Here is a 20,311-nt window from a genome sequence, read left to right on the forward strand (position 1 = left end):
TTACAATCTTCCGTCAACTTCAGCTGTAAGAAAACCTTTTACATCATAAATGACATTATTACTTTTTGTTAACGAATTAATATCTAAAGTATTAAAAACGTCATGAGAAACGCCTAAAATTACCGCATCAAATTGAGATGTTGGTACTATTTTAGTGGTTACAATTCCGTATTCATGAAGAACTTCTTCAGGTTTTGCCCAAGGATCGTAAATCGTAATATTTATTCCGTATTCTTTTAAAGCATGAACAATATCTACAATTTTTGTATTTCTTACATCAGGGCAATTTTCTTTAAAAGTAACTCCTAGAAGTAATAATTCTGCTTTATGTAAAACGATTTCTTTTTTAATCATTAGTTTCACAACTTCAGACGCTACATATTCTCCCATGCTGTCATTCATACGGCGACCCGCTAAAATAATTTCTGGATGATAACCCGCTTCCATTGCTTTTTGAGCCAAATAATAAGGATCCACACCAATACAATGTCCGCCCACTAAACCTGGTTTAAAAGGAAGGAAATTCCATTTTGTACCGGCAGCTTCTAACACATCTTGTGTATTGATATCTAAAATGTTGAAAATTTTTGCTAATTCATTTACGAATGCAATATTGATATCACGTTGTGAGTTTTCTATAACTTTTGCCGCCTCAGCCACTCTAATTGTTGGTGCTAAATGTGTTCCAGCAGTGATGACACTATTGTATAAAGCATCTACTTTTAAACCAATTTCTGGAGTTGAACCAGCGGTAACCTTTAAAATTTTATCTACAGTATGTTCTTTATCACCTGGATTTATTCTTTCTGGAGAATAGCCAGCGAAAAAGTCGACATTAAATTTTAATCCAGATAATTTTTCTAAAACTGGTACACATTCTTCTTCCGTAACACCAGGATAAACGGTTGATTCGTAAATAACAATATCACCTTTTTTCAATACTTTCGCAACCGTTTCACTTGCTTTATAAAGTGGTGTTAAATCGGGTTTGTTGTGTTTATCAACTGGAGTTGGAACGGTAACAATGTAATAATTACAATCAGCAATGTCTTCTAATTTATTTGAACAATGCAAATAATTAGTTGTAAGTTGTGAATTGTGCGTTTTTAAAACAGATTTCAGTAAATCTTCCTCAACTTCTAAGGTTAAATCGATTCCGTCATTTAATTCGGAAATTCTTTGCTCATTAATATCAAAACCAATTACAGGATACTTTGTAGCAAACAATCTTGCTAAAGGCAAACCCACGTAACCAAGTCCAATTACAGCTATTTTTATTTCCATATTCTATTAATTACGAACCAATTGCTTGATAAATAAATCCGATTTTTTCTAATTCTGCTTTGTTTAATAAATTTCTACCGTCAAAAACGAATGCTGGTTTTAACATATTATCATATATTTTTTGCCAATCGTAAGTTTTAAATTCATCCCATTCTGTTAAAACGGCAATAGCGTGTGCATTTTTACAAGCATCGTAACCATTATTTTCGATAGAAATGTATTTTTTATTCTCAGCATCTGTACGACTTTCTAAATAATTTAAATCGAAGTGAATTTGGTCTGCTTCCACTTTCGGATCGAAAACGGCTACATTTGCCTGCTCACTAATTAAATCATTTGCAACATAAATTGCTGCAGATTCACGAGTATCGTTAGTGTCTTTTTTGAAAGCCCAACCTAAGAATGCTATTTTTTTACCTGATACTGTATTGTATAAAGTACTGATAATATTTTTTGAGAAACGACGTTTTTGGTGATCGTTCATAATAATTACTTGTTCCCAATAATCGGCCACTTCGTTTAATCCATAAGATTTTGCGATGTAAACTAAATTTAAAATATCTTTTTGGAAACATGAACCTCCAAAACCAACTGATGATTTTAAAAATTTTGAACCAATTCTACTATCCAAACCAATTGCTTTTGCTACTTCATTAACGTCAGCACCTGTTTTTTCACACAATTCGCTCATTGCGTTGATTGAAGAAACACGTTGTGCTAAGAAAGCATTTGCTGTTAATTTTGATAATTCTGAAGACCAAACATTTGTGGTTAAAATATTATCTCTCTTTACCCAATTAGCATATACCTCAACCAATTTATTAATAGCTACTTGTCCGTCTGGAGTTGTATCGCCACCAATAAGTACTCTATCTGGAGCAAATAAATCTTCAATTGCTGTTCCTTCCGCTAAAAATTCTGGGTTAGATAATATTTGGAAATTCACACCATTTCCAGTGTGATCTAAAATATCTTTAATCGCTTGAGCTGTTCTTACAGGTAAAGTAGATTTTTCAATAACAATTTTATCATTTTTAGCTACACGAGCAATTTGTCTGGCACATAACTCGATATATTTCAAATCTGCCGCCATACCTTTACCAACTCCATATGTTTTTGTTGGTGTATTTACCGAAATAAAAATCGCATCAGCTTCATCAATTGCTTTGTCTACTTCAGTTGAAAAGAATAAATTTCTTCCTCTAGCTTCTCCAACAACCGCATCTAAACCTGGTTCATAAATAGGTAATAAACTTAAATCTTCATTATTCCAAGCATTAATTCTATCTTGATTTAAATCGACTACTGTAACTTTAATATGTGGACATTTTTGAGCAATTACTGCCATTGTTGGTCCACCAACATATCCTGCGCCTATGCAACAAATATTTTTAATCATTTTATTCTGTTTTTAAATTTTTCCAATACCAATCAATTGATTCTTTCAATCCTTCTTTAATAGAATATTTTGGATTATAGCCTAATAATTCCTTCGCTTTATCAATACTTGCTAATGAATGTGGAATATCTCCACCTCTATTTGGGCCGTAAATACATGAAACATTCTCAATTTCAGAATCGTATGGTAGTAGAAATTCTTTTATATATTTTATTAATTCGTTTAGTGTTGTTCTTTCTCCAAAAGCCGTGTTATAAACTTGATTTATGGCAGCTGAATTTTGGGTTTGCAAAGCTAATTCATTCATTTGAATTACGTTGTCTATAAACGTAAAATCTCTTGAATAGTTTCCATCTCCGTTAATTATTGGACTTTCGTGATTTATAAATAATGAAATGAATTTCGGAATAACGGCAGCGTAAGCCCCATTTGGTGTTTGATGACGTCCGAAAACATTAAAATATCTTAATCCGATTGTTTCAATTCCGTATGTTTTACTAAAAACATCGGCGTATAATTCGTTTACATATTTTGTAATGGCGTAAGGCGACAATGGCTTCCCTATATTGTCTTCCACTTTTGGTAACGCTTCAGAATCACCATAAGTTGATGAACTTGCGGCATAAACAAAACGTTTCACATTCGCATCTTTAGAAGCTTGTAACATATTTAAAAACCCAGAAACATTTACTTCGTTTGAAGTTATTGGATCATTTATAGAACGTGGCACACTTCCTAAAGCGGCTTGATGCAATACATAATCGGCATTTTCAACTGCTTTTTTACAGGTTTCTAAATCTCTAATATCACCTTCTATTAAAGTGAAATTCGGATTACTTAAGAAGGCTTCAACATTATGTTTAAATCCAGTAGAAAAATTATCTAGACAAACAATTTGGTTGTTATTTTTCAAAAAATAGTCACACAAGTTAGAACCAATAAAACCGGCTCCACCTGTTATTACAATTTTTTTATTTTGAATTGAATTTTGCACTTAGATTATGAATTTTTGCTTTTAGACAAACCAAGCATATCTAAAATTTTCTCTTTTATTGTTTTTGGTCTTTTCTCCTCTTCATAATATGCTCCGTAACCATAACCATAAGCTCCATAACCATAACCGTAACCATATCCATAACCGTATTTGGCTTTGTTTTGGAAACCATTAAAAATGATACTTACGTTTTTCAACTCACCTCTCATGTGCTTTTCATTAACTACAGAAAGCATTCCGCGTTTTGTATACGCTTGTCTAACCACATATAAAGTAGCGTCTGCAAAATGGGATAATTCTAAAGCATCAGCAACTAAACCAACTGGAGGTGTATCTAAAATAATGTAATCGTATTTTGTTTTTAATTCTGCGATTAATTCACCCATAGCATCACTCATTAATAATTCTGAAGGATTTGGAGGAATTGGTCCTGAAGTGATAATATCTAAATTTGGAATGTGCGATTTATAAATAATTTCATCAACCGTTTTTTGTCCGACTAAATAATTTACAACACCTAAATTATTATTTACTTTAAAGTCACCAAAAATTTTAGGTTTTCTTAAATCTAATCCAACGATTACTGTTTTCTTTTCGCTAAGAGCAAAAACAGTCGCTAAATTTATAGAACAAAATGATTTCCCTTCTCCAGAAATGGAAGAAGTTAGCATTAAAATTTTGGTTCCTTCCACATTATGCTTCTTGGATAAGAATTGCAACGAAGAACGAATAGCTCTAAAAGATTCTGCTAGTGGTGATTTTGGTTTTTCGAATACTGATAAATTATTTTCAGTGTTTTTCTTACCAATAACTCCAATAATAGGAATTTTTGTAAGTTGTAAAATTTCTTGTGTTGTATTGATATTTGTATCTGCTAAAGCTATAATTAACACATATAAAAATGGTAGAAAGAAACCAACTATCATTGCTAAAACATAGTTAATAGTTCGTTTTGGCCCTCTGAAACCACCACCAACATCTTTTGCAGAATCGATAAATTCGATATCAGAAACACTTGCTGCTTTTACAATATCAGCTTCACTTCTTTTTTCTAAAAATGTACTATAAATTTTTTCTTTTAATTCATATTTCCTAGTAATATCAATATAATCTTGTTCCTTTTCAGGTAGTTGATTGATTGAACCCTCAGCTTTACTTATTCTTCCATTTATACTTCTTAAATCGATAGCTAAGGCATTTTTTGAACTTTCGATATTATTTAAAAGCACTTTTTTAATAGATTCCATTTGAGAATCTAATTCCTTATATAAATTTTGATTTTTAACCGTAAATGTTTTTTCAGCTCTTTCAATTGACAACTGAATTAATCTTGAAACATTTGAAATTACGTTAGGATCTTCAATTCCAGCAACTGCAGGTGCAGGCAATTTAGAATAATCTGTATTTTTCTCTAGATAACTTTTAAGAAAATTATAAAAGGCTAATTTTCGTTTTACATTATCTTGTTCTAAATCTAAACTTGTAATTTCTTCCGAAAGTTTTACACCACCGCCTTCTAATTCGTAGACATTTGTGTTTTTTCTAAAATTCTTTAAATCCGATTCTGTATTTTTAAGTTGTCCTTCAATTACATTTAAAGTACTATCAATAAATCTGATTGTGTTTACAGCAAAAAGGTTTTTACTATTTAATTCGTTTTCTCTTAATATAGTCACAGTAGAATTTAAATATTCTACTAAACGTGCTTTATTAGAACCTTGCATGTCCAATATAATAACCGAAAGTGCTTTTGCATCTGTGTTTACACCAATTCCTCTATAAGCACCTACAGCACCATTAAAATCAATAAATTGAATGTAAATATCTTCATTAAGATTCAGTGGTTTTGAAGAATCTAAAGTAATTTGACCGTTAAAAAATGGAAGATTAATTTCTTGGTTAAATTTAAATTTACTAAAAAACTTTTTTCCAGGAGTTTTTACAACACTTGTTGAATAATCACTATAATGAAACAACATGGCTTCTTTAGCTTCTCCAAAATCAACTTCAAATTCAAATTCTGTATTTGAAATTGGTTTAATTCTAATATGTGTATTCGCTAATTGACCTCTTTGTTTATTAATTACTGCCTTAAATGGAATTGTTCCATAAGCATCTGGGTAAAAATAATCTCCTTTTCTTAGATAATTAATATAGTATTGTAATTTATCAACTACTTTCTCATTATGTGTTCTGGAACGCAATGTTGTAATTACCGTTTGCACTTTATCTGAAGTTCCACCCCAATTGAAAGTTAAACTTGTATTATTAGAAAACATAGGATTACTATCATCTTTTACAACAATAGAAGCATCCATACCGTAAATACTTTCTTTTCTAATATTTACATGATATGCCCAATACATTGCAATTGACATAGAAAGCAAAAATATTTTCCAATGTCCAAGCAATTTTACTAAAAATGCTTTTACATCAAAACTTGCTCCTTCACTTATTAATTTTATATCTTTAGTATCAAACATAGTATGCTTTTATAAACTTTTTACTAGTAAGTATGTAGTTGTTATTATTCCAAACAAAGAAATTACAGTTGTCAAGGTCTGCAATCCATTTAACCCTAATCCTGTACTTTTTTGTTTTAATGGCTTCACGTAAATATAATCGTTTGGCTTTAAATAAAAATATGGTGAATTGATTACATTAGCATCTGTTAAATCTAATGTTTCTGATTGATAACCTGTAGGGATTTTTCTCATCACTACAACTTCTTTCTTATTTCCAGTAATTGGAATATCTCCAGAATTTGCAATAGCTTCCAAAATATTCAATTTATCTTGAAAGACTGTTCTAGTTCCAGTACTTCCTATTTCTCCGTTAATTGTATATCTAATTCCTGCTAATTTCACATTAACAAAAAGATTTGAAGCTGGAGTAAAATATTCTTCTAACAGCTTTTTTTCAAGCAACTTACCAACTTCTTCTACAGTTTGACCTTGAACATTTACCAATCCAATAACTGGAATTCTAATATTTCCAAAACCATCAATTTGATAACCATCAAAATACAATTGATCTTGATTAACTACACCACTATTTTTGTCTCCAGTTTTACTAAAAACCTCAACATCTTTATGATTATTAGATTTGATTTCAACAGAAAGTATATCGTCAACCTGAAGTCGGTATGGTTTGTAAGCATCTGCATTGATTTCAATATCGGCAACTTTATCTTTATTTTTTTCTAAATAAAGTGTATCTTTAAAAGGTACACAAGAGGTTAACAATTGAAAAATAAAGATTATTTTTATGGTTTTTATAAAAAATTTCATGCTCTGTATTTATAGTTTTTAATTGAAATATGACATCACATTTATTAGCAATTTCATAAATTAATTTTAGATTTTACAAATATACTTTTTCCTTGGTAATTTAAAAGAATTACATCGATTTAATTGAGGATTCAAAAGGAATTCTGTGTAATAAACTTCTACCAAGCGTAACTTCGTCAGCATATTCCAATTCGTCACCAACAGAAATACCTCTAGCAATAGTGGAAACATTGATGTTAAACTCTTTTATTTGTTTGAAAATATAAAAATTAGTAGTATCACCTTCCATTGTCGAACTCAATGCAAAAATAATTTCGGAAACCTTTTGTTGCTTCACTTTTTCAACCAAAGAAATTATATTTAATTGACTTGGAGAAATGCCTTCAATTGGAGAAATTTTACCACCTAAAACGTGATAAATTCCTTTATACATTCTAGTATTTTCAATAGCCATCACATCTCTAACATCTTCTACAACACAAACAATTGAATGGTCACGAGTGGTATTATTACAAATTTCACAGATCGTATTATCTGAAATATTATGGCAATTTTGACAATAAATTATTTCATTTCGCATTTTAGTTAACGCTTCTGTTAGCAATTGAGTTTGCTCGCTAGGTTGTTTTAACAAATGTAAAACTAAACGCATAGCCGTACGTTTACCAATTCCTGGTAACATTGCGACTTCATTTACAGCATTTTCTAATAATTTAGATGAGAATTCCATTTTGCAAATATATTAAAAAGAAAAAACCTATTTACATTTCTATAAATAGGTTTTTTAAAGATATTTTTTAGTCTTATTCGTTAACTTTAGCAGAAATTATCGCCCTTTTTGCTTCTTTACCGAATTTTTCTTTAACAGAAGGTTCGTACATTGATGTGATGACAATACATTCATTTTCATTCGAATGTTTCACTAAAACTTCCATGAAAATTTCTACATTATTTTCGACAGTAACGTTTCCAGTGTAATAAAACACTTTTTTACCCGCGTTATCAAATTCTCCCGTTTTTAAATTTTTAATTCCTTCTGGCGTTTCTTTTTTCATTTCAGCAATTAGTTCTGAATATTTTTTAGGAATAATCATACCAATTAAAGCAGCTTTCGGTTGATTTGAAAAATAAGCATTCCCTTCACTTTCAGGATATATCGATTTATTAAAATCCATATCAATTACAACATCAGGTGCCATTTCAACAACATCTTCATCATCTTGCGCAACTGCAGTAAACGAAACCACAAATAGAGCTAAAAAGTAAAATAACTTTTTCGTAAGTAAGTTTTTCATCTCAATTAAATTAAATTTTTCCAAATGTAAACAAATATGCTATGTATTTACATTATTCTGCTATTTTTGTAAAAAAAACTTATGCAACCAATTACTATATTACTATTTTTTCTTTCGTATTTTATTGTATTGTTCGGAATATCGTATTTCATGAACAAAAAATCAGGCAGCAGTAACGATACTTTCTTTAAAGCAAATAGTAAATCACCTTGGTATTTGGTCGCATTCGGAATGATTGGAACGGCACTTTCTGGTGTGACATTTATTTCTGTACCAGGTGCAGTCGAAGTCAATCAATTTGCTTATTTTCAATTCATTTTAGGAAATGCGATAGGTTTTGTAATTGTTGCAACCGTTTTATTACCTTTATATTACCGCCTAAATCTGACTTCAATTTACACGTATATTGAACAACGATTAGGTTATTTTAGTTACAAAACAGCTTCGTTTATTTTCTTATTGAGTAGAACAATTGGTTCAGCTTTCCGATTATATTTAGTCGTTTTAGTCTTGCAAAATTTTGTTTTTGATAAATTCGGAATTCCTTTTTCTGCTACGGTTTTAATTAGTTTAGGATTAATTTTCGCTTACACCTATAAAGGCGGATTGAAAACTATTATTATCACTGACACTTTACAAACCGTGTTTTTAGTAAGTTCGGTTTTCTTTACTATTTATTTCGTTTGTGATAGCTTAGATTTCGGATTAAGTGAAGCGATTGCAGAAATTGACAACTCAAAATATTCAAAAATTTTCTTTTTTGAAGATTTTATTGGTTCAGGACAACATTTTGTAAAACAAATTTTAGGTGGAATTTTCGTAACCATTGCTATGGTTGGTTTAGACCAAGATTTGATGCAGAAAAACTTGAGCTGTAAAAACATCAAAGAAGCACAAAAAAACATGTTTACTTTTACCGGAATTTTTGTGGTGATTAATTTATTTTTCTTGAGTGTTGGAGCGCTTTTATATTTATATGCAGCAAAAAACAACATTCCTGTTCCGACGTTAGATGGAGCAGTAAGAACCGATTTATTATTCCCAGAAATTGCTTTCAATCATTTTGCCTTAGTTCCGGCTGTGGTGTTTTTATTAGGATTAACTGCGGCGACTTTCGCTACAACTGATTCGGCTTTAACGGCTTTAACGACTTCTTTCTGTATTGATTTCTTAGGAATGGAAAAAAAAGAAGAAACTAAAGACACTGTCAAAACCAGACATTTGGTTCACATCGGATTTTCTTTAGCGATATTTGTCGTGATTTTGATATTTAATTCGTTAACCAATCAATCTGTTGTAAAACTAATTTTCAAAGTCGCATCATATACTTACGGACCTTTATTAGGTTTATTTGCTTTTGGAATTTTGGTTAAACATCGTTCTGTAAAAGATAAATTGGTTCCGTTTATTTGTTTGTTATCTCCAGCAATTACCTATTTAATTAGCATGAATTCTGGAATTGATCCTGAAGCGCCAAAACTAATTCCATATGCTTTTGCAGAAGAATTAATTATCGTAAACGGATTGATTACTTTTATTGGATTGTTTCTGATTAGTAAGAAAGAAATCTCTAATACTGATTCGTAGCTAACATAACCAAGATACAACCTATTTCAACTTCAATATTATTTTGTTTTAAAATTTCGTAAAAATCTGGATTTTCAGTTCCTGGATTAAAAACCACACGTCTTGGTTTTAACGAAACAATATAATCATAATATTCCTGTTGGTTTTTCGGATTAAGATATAAGGTAACTGTATCAATTCCGCTTAAAGGTATTTTTGTGGTTTCAATTTTCACATCTAAAGCCATGCCTTCTTTTGTTCCGATGGCTACAACTTGATGACTTCTATCAACTAAACTATGAATCGCTTTATAAGCATATCTATCTTTATTGGTGGTTGCGCCTAATACTAAAGTTTTCATATCTAAATATTTATTGATTTTTAAAGGTGATATGCAATCGCTTTTTTATTATTGGTGTTTGTTTGCACAAACATTTTGTTAATTGCGATTTCATTTTATCTGGTTTAATTTTTATCTAAATTACTAAATGTTTTTTAATTTACATTTATATAATTCTATTTTAAATTCTATCTTTGATTAACAAGATATATTTGCAAAAAAACTATGGACATCTTTATTTATTTATTCATCGCCTTATTTTCAGTATTAAATCCAATTGGAACTGTTCCAATATTTGTAGGATTAACACAAGGTTATACGGCTTCGGAACGTTCTAAAACTTCACTTGTCACTTCAATTAATGTATTTATCATTTTAATGATTTCGTTTTTTGTGGGACAATATGTTTTATCTTTTTTCGGAATTACGATTACTGCGTTGAGAATTGCTGGTGGAATTATTATTGCTAGTTCAGGGTTTTCTTTACTAAACGGTAATTTTAGCAAGAATAAAGGAATCAATAAAAAAGTACAAAAAGAAGCAGAAGCGCGTCAACATATTGCGCTAACACCTTTAGCTATGCCGATGTTAGCTGGTCCTGGTTCTATATCTCTATTAATTGCGTATTATCAAGAATTAGGCGAATCCGGAGGTGTAATTACAACAACAGAAATCTTATTTTCTTGTTTAGCAATTTTAGCTGTAGCGGCTTTAATTTATATCGTTTTAAGAAGTGCACATTATTTAGCAAAAATATTAGGTTCATCAGGAATTGTTGCGATTTCTCGCATCATCGGTTTCTTAACGATTGCCATCGGAATTCAGTATATTATTAGCGCTACTTTGAGTATTATTAGAGGAATTTAATTTACGATTTGTGATTTCCGATTTACGGAATTTTAAAATAAAAAAAACCGATTTCTTAATTTGAAATCGGTTTTTTTATTTTTGAACACTTTCTTATTACTCTTCTTTTGGTAAGAAAACTTCCGCCATCATACAACGTGCGCTTCCACCACCACAAGCTTCAATAGTATCTAAATTGACATGTAATATTTCGCAGTGTTTTTCAATTTTATCAATTTGAGCTTTTGTTAAACTATTAAAAGCAGAATCACTCATTACTAAGTAACGTTTATCATCCTTACCACGAACTTGTAACATATTTCCAGCGAATTTGTTTACTTGTTCTTCCGTGATTAAAATAATTTCTTTTCCATCCGCTTTTAGGTTTTCTAAAACCATTTTACGCTCTTTTTTATCGTCAATAGAATCTGCACAAACAATAGCAAAAGTTTCAGCAACACTCATCATTACATTCGTATGATAAATCACTTTTCTTTCACCATTAACCGTTTGGAACGCTTCGAAAATAATTGGCGACATGTCAAAATCTTCACAAAACTCAATGAAAATTTCTTCATCAGCTCTTGGAGAAAGTGCACAATACGCTTTGTTGAATTCTCTATCTAAAATTAAACTTCCTGTTCCTTCTAAAAATATATCATCTTCTTCTGCAGAAGTATAATCCATAATTTCAGTAATTTCGAAACCTTTATCTTCCAAAACATCTAAAATATCTTCTCTTCTTTCTAATCTTCTGTTTTCGGCAAACATAGGATATAAAGCTACATCACCAGTTTCGTGAAAAGAAATCCAATTGTTTGGAAAAATACTATCTGGCGTGTCAGGTTCTTTTTTGTCTTGAATCACAATTACGTTTACACCAACGCTTTTTAGTTTTTCTACAAAAGCATCAAATTCTTGAATGGCTTTAAAGTTTACCGTTTCTGGATTTCCATGATCTAAAACCTTTTGGTAAAAGTTGTTCACAGCCGTTTGTTCGTTCATGCGAAATGCAACTGGACGAATCATTAATATGGTGTTAGTAGTTTGTCTCATTTTTTTATTTATTAAGAATCCAAAAAATTATTTTTTAAAGCGTACTCTTTCAACTAAAATTAGTCATTTAAAGTATCAAGTACCGATTCAACTAAATTCATAGTAACTTCTGCCATTTTATTGACTTTCTCGTCTAAACACGGATTTACTTCTACAAATTCAATACACACCGTTTTTTTATTTTTTGCGAATGAAATTAAAATTTCATTTGCTTCTTCAGGACTAATTCCATTTTTAACAGGAGTTCCTGTTCCGTGAGAAGTCATTTCAGGATCCATAGAATCTACATCAAATGAAACATAAATAATATCACAATCGCTTAATTTCGTCTCAATTTCATTCATAATTACTGAAATTCCTTTTGTACGAAGTTCGGCAACTGGATAATTTTTAATTTGAAGACGATCCATGATTTTATTTTCCTGATCTTCTGTATCTCTAACGGCGATATATACGATATCTTCAGCATTTGCTTTCGGTGCAATTCCTCCAACTTGTTTTAATTTTTCCCAATACTGAATAGTTTCTTCAGATAAGTCATTCAATTTACAAGGCAAATTATCTTCATTAAGTGCAGTAGCCAAAGGCATTCCGTGCATATTTCCTGAAGGAGTTGTATATGGCGTGTGAATATCGGCATGAGCATCAACCCAAACGATACCTAATCTTTTTGCTGGAAATGCTGATTTGATTCCGGCAATAGTTCCACCAGCTGAACCGTGATCGGCAGCTAAAATTAGAGGGAATTTATTATTTAAAAGTAAGGTTGAAACTTTGTCGTTTAATGCATTGTAAACCGCTAATAATCCGTCAATTCGTTTCGCATATTTGTATTCAGTTGGACTGTCTAATAAATAATTAACATCCTTTATTTCTTCAATGAGATAGTCACCAAAAAGAGATTTTTCGTTTTTCCTGGCTGCTGTAACAATGGCGTCTGGTCCAAGAGAAGCTCCTCGTGTTCCTGCCGTAATTTCAGATCTATTTATTAAAAGTACTATATCTTTACTCATAAAATTTAAAATGTTCGATAAGTTACAAATATAGAAAAATGCAAACGATTGAAAAAGTTTGTACGTTTCTTTTACATTAATAATTTAATTGTTAACAAATTATTAATTTCCTAATACAATTTATTTTATGTTGCAAATTGATTACTAATGATTTACCTTTGAGAAAACTCAAAAATTATTTATCATGGGATTATCAAATTTTTTTAGCTCATTATTTGGAAAAGCTAAACAATCAGCAGAAACTGCTAGTGAAAATATTTCTGAATTTGCAGATTCTGCAATGGATAAAGCTACAGAAGTTGTCGCTGATGTGAAAGAAAAAGTAGGAGAAGTTGCTGAAACAGCTTCTGCAAAATTAGATGAAATGGGTGTGCCAGAACAAGTTTCTCAGCTGGTAGATTCAGCAAAAGATAAAATTGCGGAAGCAACAGATTGGGCAGAAGAAAAAGCAGCAGTTGCTAAAGAAAAAATTGCTGATGTTGTAGAATCTGTTGAAGCCAAAGTAGAAGACTTAACTGGAAACAAAACGGAAGAAACTCCGCCTACTGAAGAAGCTAAGTAATAAAAATTAAAAAGGCTCCGAAAATTTCGGAGCCTTTTTTTATAGACTTAACTTACCTACAATTTTCTTAATATCTTGTTCTTTAGATTTCGGATAAATAAAAAGTACATTTTCTTTATCTACGATAATGTAATCTCTTAAACCATCAATAACTACAAGTTTTTTACCTTCTGTTCTGATAATGTTGTGAGTTGCATTTTCTAAATACACAGTAGCATTAACAATGGCATTATTAGCTTCATCTTTGTCTAATTTATCGTATAATGAACCCCAAGTTCCTAAATCATTCCAATCAAAAGTAGCAGACAAAACAAAAACATTTTGTGCTTTTTCTAAAATAGCATAGTCAATTGAAATATTTTCTGCTAAAGGATAATTTTCAGCAATAAATGCTTTTTCATCAGGTGTATTGTAAGCGTCAAATCCATTTAAAAAGTGAGCGTACATTTCAGGTTGAAAACTTTCAAATGCTTTTAAAATTGAAGTTGCACTCCAAATAAAAATTCCAGCATTCCATAAGAAATTTCGACTTTGAATGAATTTTTGAGCCGTTTTATAATCCGGTTTTTCTCTAAATTGAACAACTTTTTTAATCAATCTAGAATCTAATTTATCGTACTCAATATAACCATAACCTGTGTTTGGAAAAGTTGGCAAAATGCCTAAAGTCATTAAGGTATCTTGTGTTTCACAATAGTTAAAAGACTGTTTTAGGTTGGCTGCAAATTGCATTTCGTCTTCAATCCAATGATCACTTGGCGCCACTAAAATTAAGGCATCTGGGTTTTGTTTTTTAATTTTTAGAGAGGCGTATAAAATACAGGGTGCAGTATTTCTCATCGCTGGTTCTAAAATAACTTGCTCTGGTTTAACAGAAGGAAGTTGTTCTAAAACGATATCGTTATAACTCTCATTTGTTAGAATTAAAATATTTTCTTTTGGAATAATTTGCGATAAACGACTAAAAGTTTTCTGAATTAGCGTTTCTCCTGTTCCTAACATATCATGAAATTGCTTCGGATATTCAGCCGTACTTACTGGCCAAAATCTCGAACCAACTCCACCCGCCATCAAGATGGCATAATAATTCTTATTCATATATTTTTAGTTTTAAAGCTATTGAATTTGCTTTAATTTGAAATCACTTCTACTTCTGCATTCGGTTGAAATAGGAACATTCTTCCTGAACTTACCTCTAAGCATTCATATCGTTTGACACGTAATGCAATCTTTTTAAATACTTTTCCATTTTTAATTCGGAACGTACTCCCGTATGGAATTTCAAAGATATAATTATTCTCTGTATTTCTTTCATCAAATTGTTTTAATGCTAAAGACAAAGTTGCATCCGTATCAGAACTCGCTTTCGGATTTCTAAAATGTCTTGCCATTAAAGGTAAAATTTGATGCGGAAAAATCTCTGGTCGAATAAATGGAATCATTAAATGTTGAAACGTAATTTTCCATTCTGTTCCGTGAGGCAAAATATTTCTACCGTATTTTTCAAACGCCACCAAATGTGCAATTTCATGAATCAACGTCATTAGAAATCGGTATTTATTCAAATTGGCATTTACTGTAATTTGATGAAAACCATCAGGATGTCTACGATAATCGCCATGACGCGTATTTCGCTCATTTACAATTTTCAAGTGAACGTGATTTTGTTTAATCAATTCGAAAACTGGTTCAACGGCATGCTCTGGCAGATATTTTTGTAATACGTTCAACTAAATTATGAGTTATAAATTATGAGTTATTCTTCTTTGTGGTTATAATAATACTTCTTAAAATCTTTAAGACTTCGTTACAACTTGGATAAATAGAATCAAAATCTTCATTTGAAATATAATTTGTTTCTTTCAAAAGCTCTAGCCAATACATTGACTCATCACATTCTTTTTGAGAAATTGAAAGTTTATGAATAAAGTCTGCTTTACTTTGAGCATTAATTGCTTCTCTAACATTTGCCCCAACTGAGGTAATTGAACGAAGTAATTGCTTACTCATTACAAATTCTTTTTTCTCATTTACTAAATTTTTATAAAAATTAACTCCCAAAATAGCTAACTCAAAACTTTTAGTTTTAATAATACTTCCACTCATAACTTTTAATTCTTAACTTATAACTAATTAAGGCGTTGAAGAGCTAACTTGCAACACTTTTCCGTTATAATATTTATTCCCTGTTAAAGCGAAATTATAAATATAATCAGCCATTTCTTTTGCAGAAATTGGCGCTTCGTAACCCGGAAAAGCTTCTTGCAACATCTCTGTGTTTACGGCTCCAAGTGCTAAAACATTAAAAGCAATTCCGTTTTCTTTGTATTCTTCCGCAAGCAATTCCGATAATGTAATTACGGCTCCTTTACTTGAACTATAAGCTGAAAGTCCAGCAAACTTCATACTTCCTTGAATTCCACCCATTGAACTTATTGTCACTACATGACTTCCTTTTTCCATAAATGGAATACAGATTTTGGTCAATTCGGCCACAGCAAAAACATTTACTTTATAGATATTTTGAAATTCTTGTGTGGTAATTTCAGTGAAATTTTTATGTAATAAACTTCCCGCATTATGAATTAAAACATCAACTTTTTTCCAAGTTTTCGAAACAAATTCGTTCACTTGTTGCAACTGATTTTCGTCTGAAATATCAATTGGCAAACACGTAATATTTTCGTGATCTATTAACTTTTGTGGTGTTCTACGAGAAATAGCTAAGACATTATGACCAGTATTTGCAAACTGCAGTGCCATTTCGTATCCAATTCCACGTGAAGTTCCTGTGATAATTATATTTTTACTTAACATTTAGTTTAATTTCTTTCGTTGGTGCATTCATCATTTTCTCTAAAACTGGAATCGTTTTATTTACGATTGTTGTAATATGAGCTGTATTCATTAATTCGAATTCATCATCTGGTTGGTGATAAAACTGGAAGTTTTCGAAATCGAATGTCGAAACCGTTTGAGCTGGCACATTAAATTCGTCATAAAACGGAAAATTATCTGAAGCTCTAAACAACATGTATTTTGTTTCAACTGGAAGATATCCTACTAATTTATCACCTGAATATTCGTTCATTTTCGCAGCCATATTACTTTTCCCGAAACCAGTAATATACATCAACATATCTCTGTTTTGCATTGGCACACCAACCATTTCATAATTAAACATAAAATATAAATTCATGTTTTGTTGTTTCAATTTAGCTGCTAAATGTTTAGAACCTAGCAAGCCTTTTTCTTCTGCAGAAAAAAACACTAACAATAAACTTCTTTTATTAGATTTTGAGTGTGCGAAGTATTTTGCAACTTCTGAAACCGAAGTTGTTCCTGCTGCGTTATCATTAGCACCATTGGCAATATTATCACCATTTACGGCAGAAATTTTACCTATATGATCGTAATGCGCACCAATAATTACAAACTCGTTTTTTAATTTTGGGTCAGTTCCTTCAATGTAACCCACGATATTATATGATGTTTTATCAAAATTTGAAAGTGTATCGCGATATGTTTTGAAATAAGGTTTGATACCATTTTCTTTCAACAAATTCTCTAAATAGATTGAAGCTTTTTCGATTCCTTTACTTCCAGAATCTCTTCCTTCTAACTCATCTGAAGTAAGAAATTTTAAGGTTTTTGAAACATCTGCTTCTTTTGCAAAAGCGATTACTTCTGTTGATTTGTTTTCTTTTACTTCAGGAGTTGATAACATTTTAGATGGTCCGCAAGACAACATCACTAATCCGAAAGCAACAATAAATATTTTGTTCATATTTTTAAATTTTAGTAAAAATAAAAAAATCCCGTCAAGTATTTACAAGACGGGATTTTTATTTATGTATTTTATGAAAAAATTACGCTAACATCGTAACTGGATTTTCAATAAATTGTTTTAATGTTTGTAAAAATTGTGCTCCAGTTGCGCCATCAATTGTTCTGTGGTCGCAAGCTAAAGATAACATCATAGTATTTCCTACCACAATTTGTCCGTCTTTAACTACTGGTTTTTCAACGATAGCTCCAACAGATAAAATTGCCGAGTTTGGTTGATTTATGATTGAATTAAATTCTGTAATTCCAAACATACCAAGATTAGAAATAGTAAAAGTACTACCTTCCATTTCTGTTGGTAATAATTTTTTAGATTTTGCTCTACCAGCTAAATCTCTAACATTTCCACCAATTTGAGATAAACTCATTTGATCTGTAAAAGGTAAAACTGGTACTACTAATCCGTCTTCAACAGCAACAGCTACTCCAATACTCACATGATGATTGATAAGAATTGAATCTTCTCTCCATTGTGAATTAATTTTTGGATGTTTTTTTAGCGCCATTGCCGAGGCTTTAATAACCATATCATTAAATGAAACTTTGGTATCTGGAACAGTATTGATTATAGCTCTAGATTTCATAGCTTCATCCATAGAAACCTCAATTACTAAATTGTAATGTGGTGCTGTAAATAATGATTCTGCTAAACGTTTCGCTATAATTTTTCGCATTTGCGAATTTTTAATTTCTTCGGTAAACTTCTCTCCTGCAGGAACAAATGGTTTAGCTTCAGCAACAGCATTTGTAGTTTCTGCAACTGCTTGAACCGGAGTACTAGCTGTAGCTGGAGTAAAGTTTTCTACATCTGATTTTGTAATTCTTCCGTTTTCACCAGAACCTTTTACTTGAGATAAGTTGATTCCTTTGTCTGAAGCAATTTTTTTAGCTAAAGGTGATGCGAAAATTCTATCATTTGAGTTAGAAGCTGGAAGCTGGGTGCTTGAAGTTGCTTCAGTTTGCGTTGATGATTTTACTTCTTCCGCTTTTGGGGCTTCTGCAGTTCCACCAACAGTATAATTTGCAGCAATAGCCGAAACATCAGTACCTGCTGGTCCTAAAATTGCTAAAATCGTATCAACTGGAGCCGTTCCACCTTCTTCTACACCTACATATAATAATGTACCGGCATTGAAAGATTCGAATTCCATTGTAGCTTTATCTGTTTCGATTTCCGCTAAAATATCACCTTCTTTAACGGTATCACCTACTTTTTTCAACCAAGTCGCAACCGTTCCTGTTGTCATTGTATCTGACAAACGAGGCATTGTTACCACTTTTACTCCCGCAGGAATTTCAGCTTTGGCTGTAGCGGCAACTGGAGTTTCAGCTTTCACTTCTGTAACTGGAGCAGCTTCCGCTTTTGGAGCACCACCAGCTAATAACGCAGAAATATCTTCACCTTGTTTACCAACAATGGCTAATAATGAATCAACTGGTGCTGATTCTCCTTCTTGAATTCCGATGTGTAATAAAACACCATCATAGAACGATTCAAATTCCATAGTAGCTTTATCTGTTTCGATTTCAGCTAAAATTTCACCTGTTTTTATTGTATCACCCACTTTTTTCAACCAAGTTGCCACAACTCCTTCAGTCATGGTATCACTTAAACGGGGCATTGTAATTACTGTTGCCATAATTTATAGTCTGTGAGGAATAAATGGATAATTTTCTTGTTCGTAAACCACATCATATAATTGTTGTGCTTCTGGAAATGGAGATTCTTCTGCGAATTTTTCACATTCTGCAACTAAATCATTCACTCTTTGATCCATAGCTTCAATTTCTGCTTCAGTAGCATACTTGTTTTCTTTAATGATATCTAAAACTTGAGTAATTGGGTCGATTTTTTTGTATTCTTCAACCTCGTCTTTCGTTCTGTAGTGTTGTGCATCTGACATTGAGTGACCTCTATATCTGTATGTTTTCATTTCTAAGAAAGTTGGTCCGTCACCTCTACGAGCTCTTTCCATTGCTTCGTGCATTGCTTCAGCCACTTTCACAGGATTCATTCCGTCAACTGGTCCACAAGGCATTTCGTACCCTAAACCTAATTTCCAAATATCTGTATGGTTAGCTGTTCTTTCAACAGAAGTTCCCATTGCATATCCATTGTTTTCACAAATAAATACGACTGGCAATTTCCATAACATAGCCATATTGAAAGCTTCGTGTAATGAACCTTGACGTGCAGCACCATCACCAAAATAAGTTAGTGTTACTCCACCAGTTTCAAAATATTTATCGGCGAAAGCCATACCAGCACCTACAGGAATTTGCGCTCCAACGATACCATGACCTCCATAAAAACCATGTTCTTTAGCAAAAATATGCATAGATCCACCCATACCTTTTGAAGTACCAGTAACCTTACCTAATAATTCTGCCATTACTGCTTTTGGATCTACACCCATACCAATTGGTTGCACGTGATTTCTGTAAGCCGTAATCATTTTATCTTTTCCGCCTAACTCCATAGCATGTAATGCACCTGCTAAAACAGCTTCTTGTCCATTATATAAATGAAGAAATCCTCTTACTTTTTGTTGTATATATAACGCAGCTAATTTGTCTTCAAACTTTCTCCAAAACTGCATTTCTTCATACCATTTTAGATATACTTCTTTTGTAATTGGTTTCATATGTTTATGTCTATTTTTTTTTAATGGTCATATGTTATCGCTTTTACAATTATGCTTATTAAAACAAAAATTTTATTAAAAGCGATTTCATATAATATTTTTTATTTTTTTTTCGAACCACAAAAATACTACAACGTATTTTATTCTAAAAATTAATTGATGCTTAAATTTAGAA

Annotated in this window: 20 protein-coding genes; 3 read left to right on the forward strand and 17 right to left on the reverse strand. The window is 31.5% G+C overall.

Going from position 1 to position 20,311, the window contains the following annotated elements:
* The 7 genes from BMX42_RS03425 to BMX42_RS03455 form a co-directional block, all read right to left on the reverse strand.
* The gene (locus tag BMX42_RS03425; RefSeq protein ID WP_177169108.1) at window positions 1-1,284 is read right to left on the reverse strand and encodes a nucleotide sugar dehydrogenase; all 1,284 of its coding nucleotides are present in this window, start codon (window positions 1,282-1,284) and stop codon (window positions 1-3) included.
* 10 nt (window positions 1,285-1,294) lie between these two features.
* A complete protein-coding gene (locus BMX42_RS03430; protein ID WP_091308630.1) occupies window positions 1,295-2,683 on the reverse strand; it encodes a UDP-glucose 6-dehydrogenase in 1,389 nt (462 codons plus the stop codon).
* 1 nt (window position 2,684) lies between these two features.
* Window positions 2,685-3,677, reverse strand: coding sequence for an SDR family oxidoreductase (locus tag BMX42_RS03435; protein WP_091308633.1), 993 nt, complete (start codon window positions 3,675-3,677; stop codon window positions 2,685-2,687).
* A gap of 5 nt (window positions 3,678-3,682) precedes the next feature.
* A complete protein-coding gene (locus tag BMX42_RS03440) occupies window positions 3,683-6,160 on the reverse strand; it encodes an exopolysaccharide transport family protein (RefSeq protein WP_091308637.1) in 2,478 nt (825 codons plus the stop codon).
* A 9-nt stretch (window positions 6,161-6,169) separates the two neighbouring features.
* Window positions 6,170-6,967: a polysaccharide biosynthesis/export family protein gene (locus BMX42_RS03445; protein ID WP_091308640.1), complete on the reverse strand. Its 798-nt coding sequence runs from the start codon at window positions 6,965-6,967 to the stop codon at window positions 6,170-6,172.
* Window positions 6,968-7,076: 109 nt separating this feature from the next.
* Window positions 7,077-7,697, reverse strand: a complete 621-nt coding sequence (gene recR, locus BMX42_RS03450) for a recombination mediator RecR (protein ID WP_091308644.1) — start codon at window positions 7,695-7,697, stop codon at window positions 7,077-7,079.
* Between the two features lie 73 nt (window positions 7,698-7,770).
* Entirely contained in the window at window positions 7,771-8,262 is a 492-nt protein-coding gene (locus BMX42_RS03455) for a hypothetical protein (RefSeq protein ID WP_091308647.1), read from the reverse strand.
* Window positions 8,263-8,343: 81 nt separating this feature from the next.
* Here BMX42_RS03455 and BMX42_RS03460 point away from each other — a divergent pair, with 81 nt between their 5' ends.
* A complete protein-coding gene (locus BMX42_RS03460; RefSeq protein WP_091308651.1) occupies window positions 8,344-9,849 on the forward strand; it encodes a sodium:solute symporter in 1,506 nt (501 codons plus the stop codon).
* Here BMX42_RS03460 and BMX42_RS03465 read toward each other — a convergent pair.
* The gene (locus BMX42_RS03465) at window positions 9,833-10,189 is read right to left on the reverse strand and encodes a CoA-binding protein (RefSeq protein ID WP_091308654.1); all 357 of its coding nucleotides are present in this window, start codon (window positions 10,187-10,189) and stop codon (window positions 9,833-9,835) included. The genes BMX42_RS03460 and BMX42_RS03465 overlap by 17 nt on opposite strands.
* A 204-nt stretch (window positions 10,190-10,393) precedes the next feature.
* Here BMX42_RS03465 and BMX42_RS03470 point away from each other — a divergent pair, with 204 nt between their 5' ends.
* Window positions 10,394-11,035: a MarC family NAAT transporter gene (locus BMX42_RS03470; RefSeq protein WP_091308658.1), complete on the forward strand. Its 642-nt coding sequence runs from the start codon at window positions 10,394-10,396 to the stop codon at window positions 11,033-11,035.
* Between the two features lie 96 nt (window positions 11,036-11,131).
* On the opposite strand, the gene ctlX is transcribed toward BMX42_RS03470, so the two are convergent.
* Both ctlX and BMX42_RS03480 read right to left on the reverse strand, forming a co-directional pair.
* On the reverse strand, window positions 11,132-12,070 hold the full coding sequence (gene ctlX, locus BMX42_RS03475; protein ID WP_091308661.1) for a citrulline utilization hydrolase CtlX: 939 nt from the start codon (window positions 12,068-12,070) through the stop codon (window positions 11,132-11,134).
* 59 nt (window positions 12,071-12,129) lie between these two features.
* A complete protein-coding gene (locus tag BMX42_RS03480) occupies window positions 12,130-13,083 on the reverse strand; it encodes an arginase (protein ID WP_091308664.1) in 954 nt (317 codons plus the stop codon).
* Between the two features lie 184 nt (window positions 13,084-13,267).
* On the opposite strand from BMX42_RS03480, the gene BMX42_RS03485 reads away from it, so the two are divergent.
* Window positions 13,268-13,645: a hypothetical protein gene (locus tag BMX42_RS03485; protein WP_091308668.1), complete on the forward strand. Its 378-nt coding sequence runs from the start codon at window positions 13,268-13,270 to the stop codon at window positions 13,643-13,645.
* A 39-nt stretch (window positions 13,646-13,684) separates the two neighbouring features.
* Here the strand turns inward: BMX42_RS03485 and BMX42_RS03490 are convergent, their stop codons facing one another.
* The 7 genes from BMX42_RS03490 to pdhA all read right to left on the reverse strand — a co-directional run bounded on the left by BMX42_RS03490 (window position 13,685) and on the right by pdhA (window position 20,136).
* Entirely contained in the window at window positions 13,685-14,743 is a 1,059-nt protein-coding gene (locus tag BMX42_RS03490) for a mannose-1-phosphate guanylyltransferase (protein ID WP_091308672.1), read from the reverse strand.
* Between the two features lie 32 nt (window positions 14,744-14,775).
* Entirely contained in the window at window positions 14,776-15,375 is a 600-nt protein-coding gene (locus BMX42_RS03495) for a SprT-like domain-containing protein (RefSeq protein ID WP_091308676.1), read from the reverse strand.
* Between the two features lie 19 nt (window positions 15,376-15,394).
* On the reverse strand, window positions 15,395-15,751 hold the full coding sequence (locus BMX42_RS03500; protein WP_091308679.1) for a four helix bundle protein: 357 nt from the start codon (window positions 15,749-15,751) through the stop codon (window positions 15,395-15,397).
* Between the two features lie 27 nt (window positions 15,752-15,778).
* Window positions 15,779-16,462: an SDR family NAD(P)-dependent oxidoreductase gene (locus tag BMX42_RS03505; RefSeq protein ID WP_091308683.1), complete on the reverse strand. Its 684-nt coding sequence runs from the start codon at window positions 16,460-16,462 to the stop codon at window positions 15,779-15,781.
* Entirely contained in the window at window positions 16,452-17,432 is a 981-nt protein-coding gene (locus BMX42_RS03510; RefSeq protein WP_091308686.1) for a M28 family peptidase, read from the reverse strand. Before BMX42_RS03510 ends, BMX42_RS03505 begins: the two co-directional genes overlap by 11 nt.
* 82 nt (window positions 17,433-17,514) lie before the next feature.
* A complete protein-coding gene (locus BMX42_RS03515) occupies window positions 17,515-19,131 on the reverse strand; it encodes a pyruvate dehydrogenase complex dihydrolipoamide acetyltransferase (RefSeq protein WP_091308690.1) in 1,617 nt (538 codons plus the stop codon).
* Between the two features lie 3 nt (window positions 19,132-19,134).
* Window positions 19,135-20,136, reverse strand: coding sequence for a pyruvate dehydrogenase (acetyl-transferring) E1 component subunit alpha (gene pdhA / locus BMX42_RS03520; RefSeq protein ID WP_091308694.1), 1,002 nt, complete (start codon window positions 20,134-20,136; stop codon window positions 19,135-19,137).
* Between the last annotated feature and the right edge of the window lie 175 nt (window positions 20,137-20,311).

The sequence above is a fragment of the Flavobacterium terrigena genome, assembly GCF_900108955.1.
Classification (GTDB): Bacteria; Bacteroidota; Bacteroidia; order Flavobacteriales; family Flavobacteriaceae; genus Flavobacterium; species Flavobacterium terrigena.

Coding starts and splice junctions, on each gene's coding strand:
- BMX42_RS03505 (WP_091308683.1), bottom strand. CDS start 16,462: ATGTTAAGTAAAAATATAATTATCACAGGAACTTCACGTGGAATTGGA.
- BMX42_RS03485 (WP_091308668.1), top strand. CDS start 13,268: ATGGGATTATCAAATTTTTTTAGCTCATTATTTGGAAAAGCTAAACAA.
- ctlX (WP_091308661.1), bottom strand. CDS start 12,070: ATGAGACAAACTACTAACACCATATTAATGATTCGTCCAGTTGCATTT.
- recR (WP_091308644.1), bottom strand. CDS start 7,697: ATGGAATTCTCATCTAAATTATTAGAAAATGCTGTAAATGAAGTCGCA.
- BMX42_RS03425 (WP_177169108.1), bottom strand. CDS start 1,284: ATGGAAATAAAAATAGCTGTAATTGGACTTGGTTACGTGGGTTTGCCT.
- BMX42_RS03480 (WP_091308664.1), bottom strand. CDS start 13,083: ATGAGTAAAGATATAGTACTTTTAATAAATAGATCTGAAATTACGGCA.
- BMX42_RS03470 (WP_091308658.1), top strand. CDS start 10,394: ATGGACATCTTTATTTATTTATTCATCGCCTTATTTTCAGTATTAAAT.
- BMX42_RS03460 (WP_091308651.1), top strand. CDS start 8,344: ATGCAACCAATTACTATATTACTATTTTTTCTTTCGTATTTTATTGTA.
- BMX42_RS03430 (WP_091308630.1), bottom strand. CDS start 2,683: ATGATTAAAAATATTTGTTGCATAGGCGCAGGATATGTTGGTGGACCA.
- BMX42_RS03465 (WP_091308654.1), bottom strand. CDS start 10,189: ATGAAAACTTTAGTATTAGGCGCAACCACCAATAAAGATAGATATGCT.
- BMX42_RS03490 (WP_091308672.1), bottom strand. CDS start 14,743: ATGAATAAGAATTATTATGCCATCTTGATGGCGGGTGGAGTTGGTTCG.
- BMX42_RS03500 (WP_091308679.1), bottom strand. CDS start 15,751: ATGAGTGGAAGTATTATTAAAACTAAAAGTTTTGAGTTAGCTATTTTG.
- BMX42_RS03515 (WP_091308690.1), bottom strand. CDS start 19,131: ATGGCAACAGTAATTACAATGCCCCGTTTAAGTGATACCATGACTGAA.
- pdhA (WP_091308694.1), bottom strand. CDS start 20,136: ATGAAACCAATTACAAAAGAAGTATATCTAAAATGGTATGAAGAAATG.
- BMX42_RS03445 (WP_091308640.1), bottom strand. CDS start 6,967: ATGAAATTTTTTATAAAAACCATAAAAATAATCTTTATTTTTCAATTG.
- BMX42_RS03455 (WP_091308647.1), bottom strand. CDS start 8,262: ATGAAAAACTTACTTACGAAAAAGTTATTTTACTTTTTAGCTCTATTT.
- BMX42_RS03510 (WP_091308686.1), bottom strand. CDS start 17,432: ATGAACAAAATATTTATTGTTGCTTTCGGATTAGTGATGTTGTCTTGC.
- BMX42_RS03440 (WP_091308637.1), bottom strand. CDS start 6,160: ATGTTTGATACTAAAGATATAAAATTAATAAGTGAAGGAGCAAGTTTT.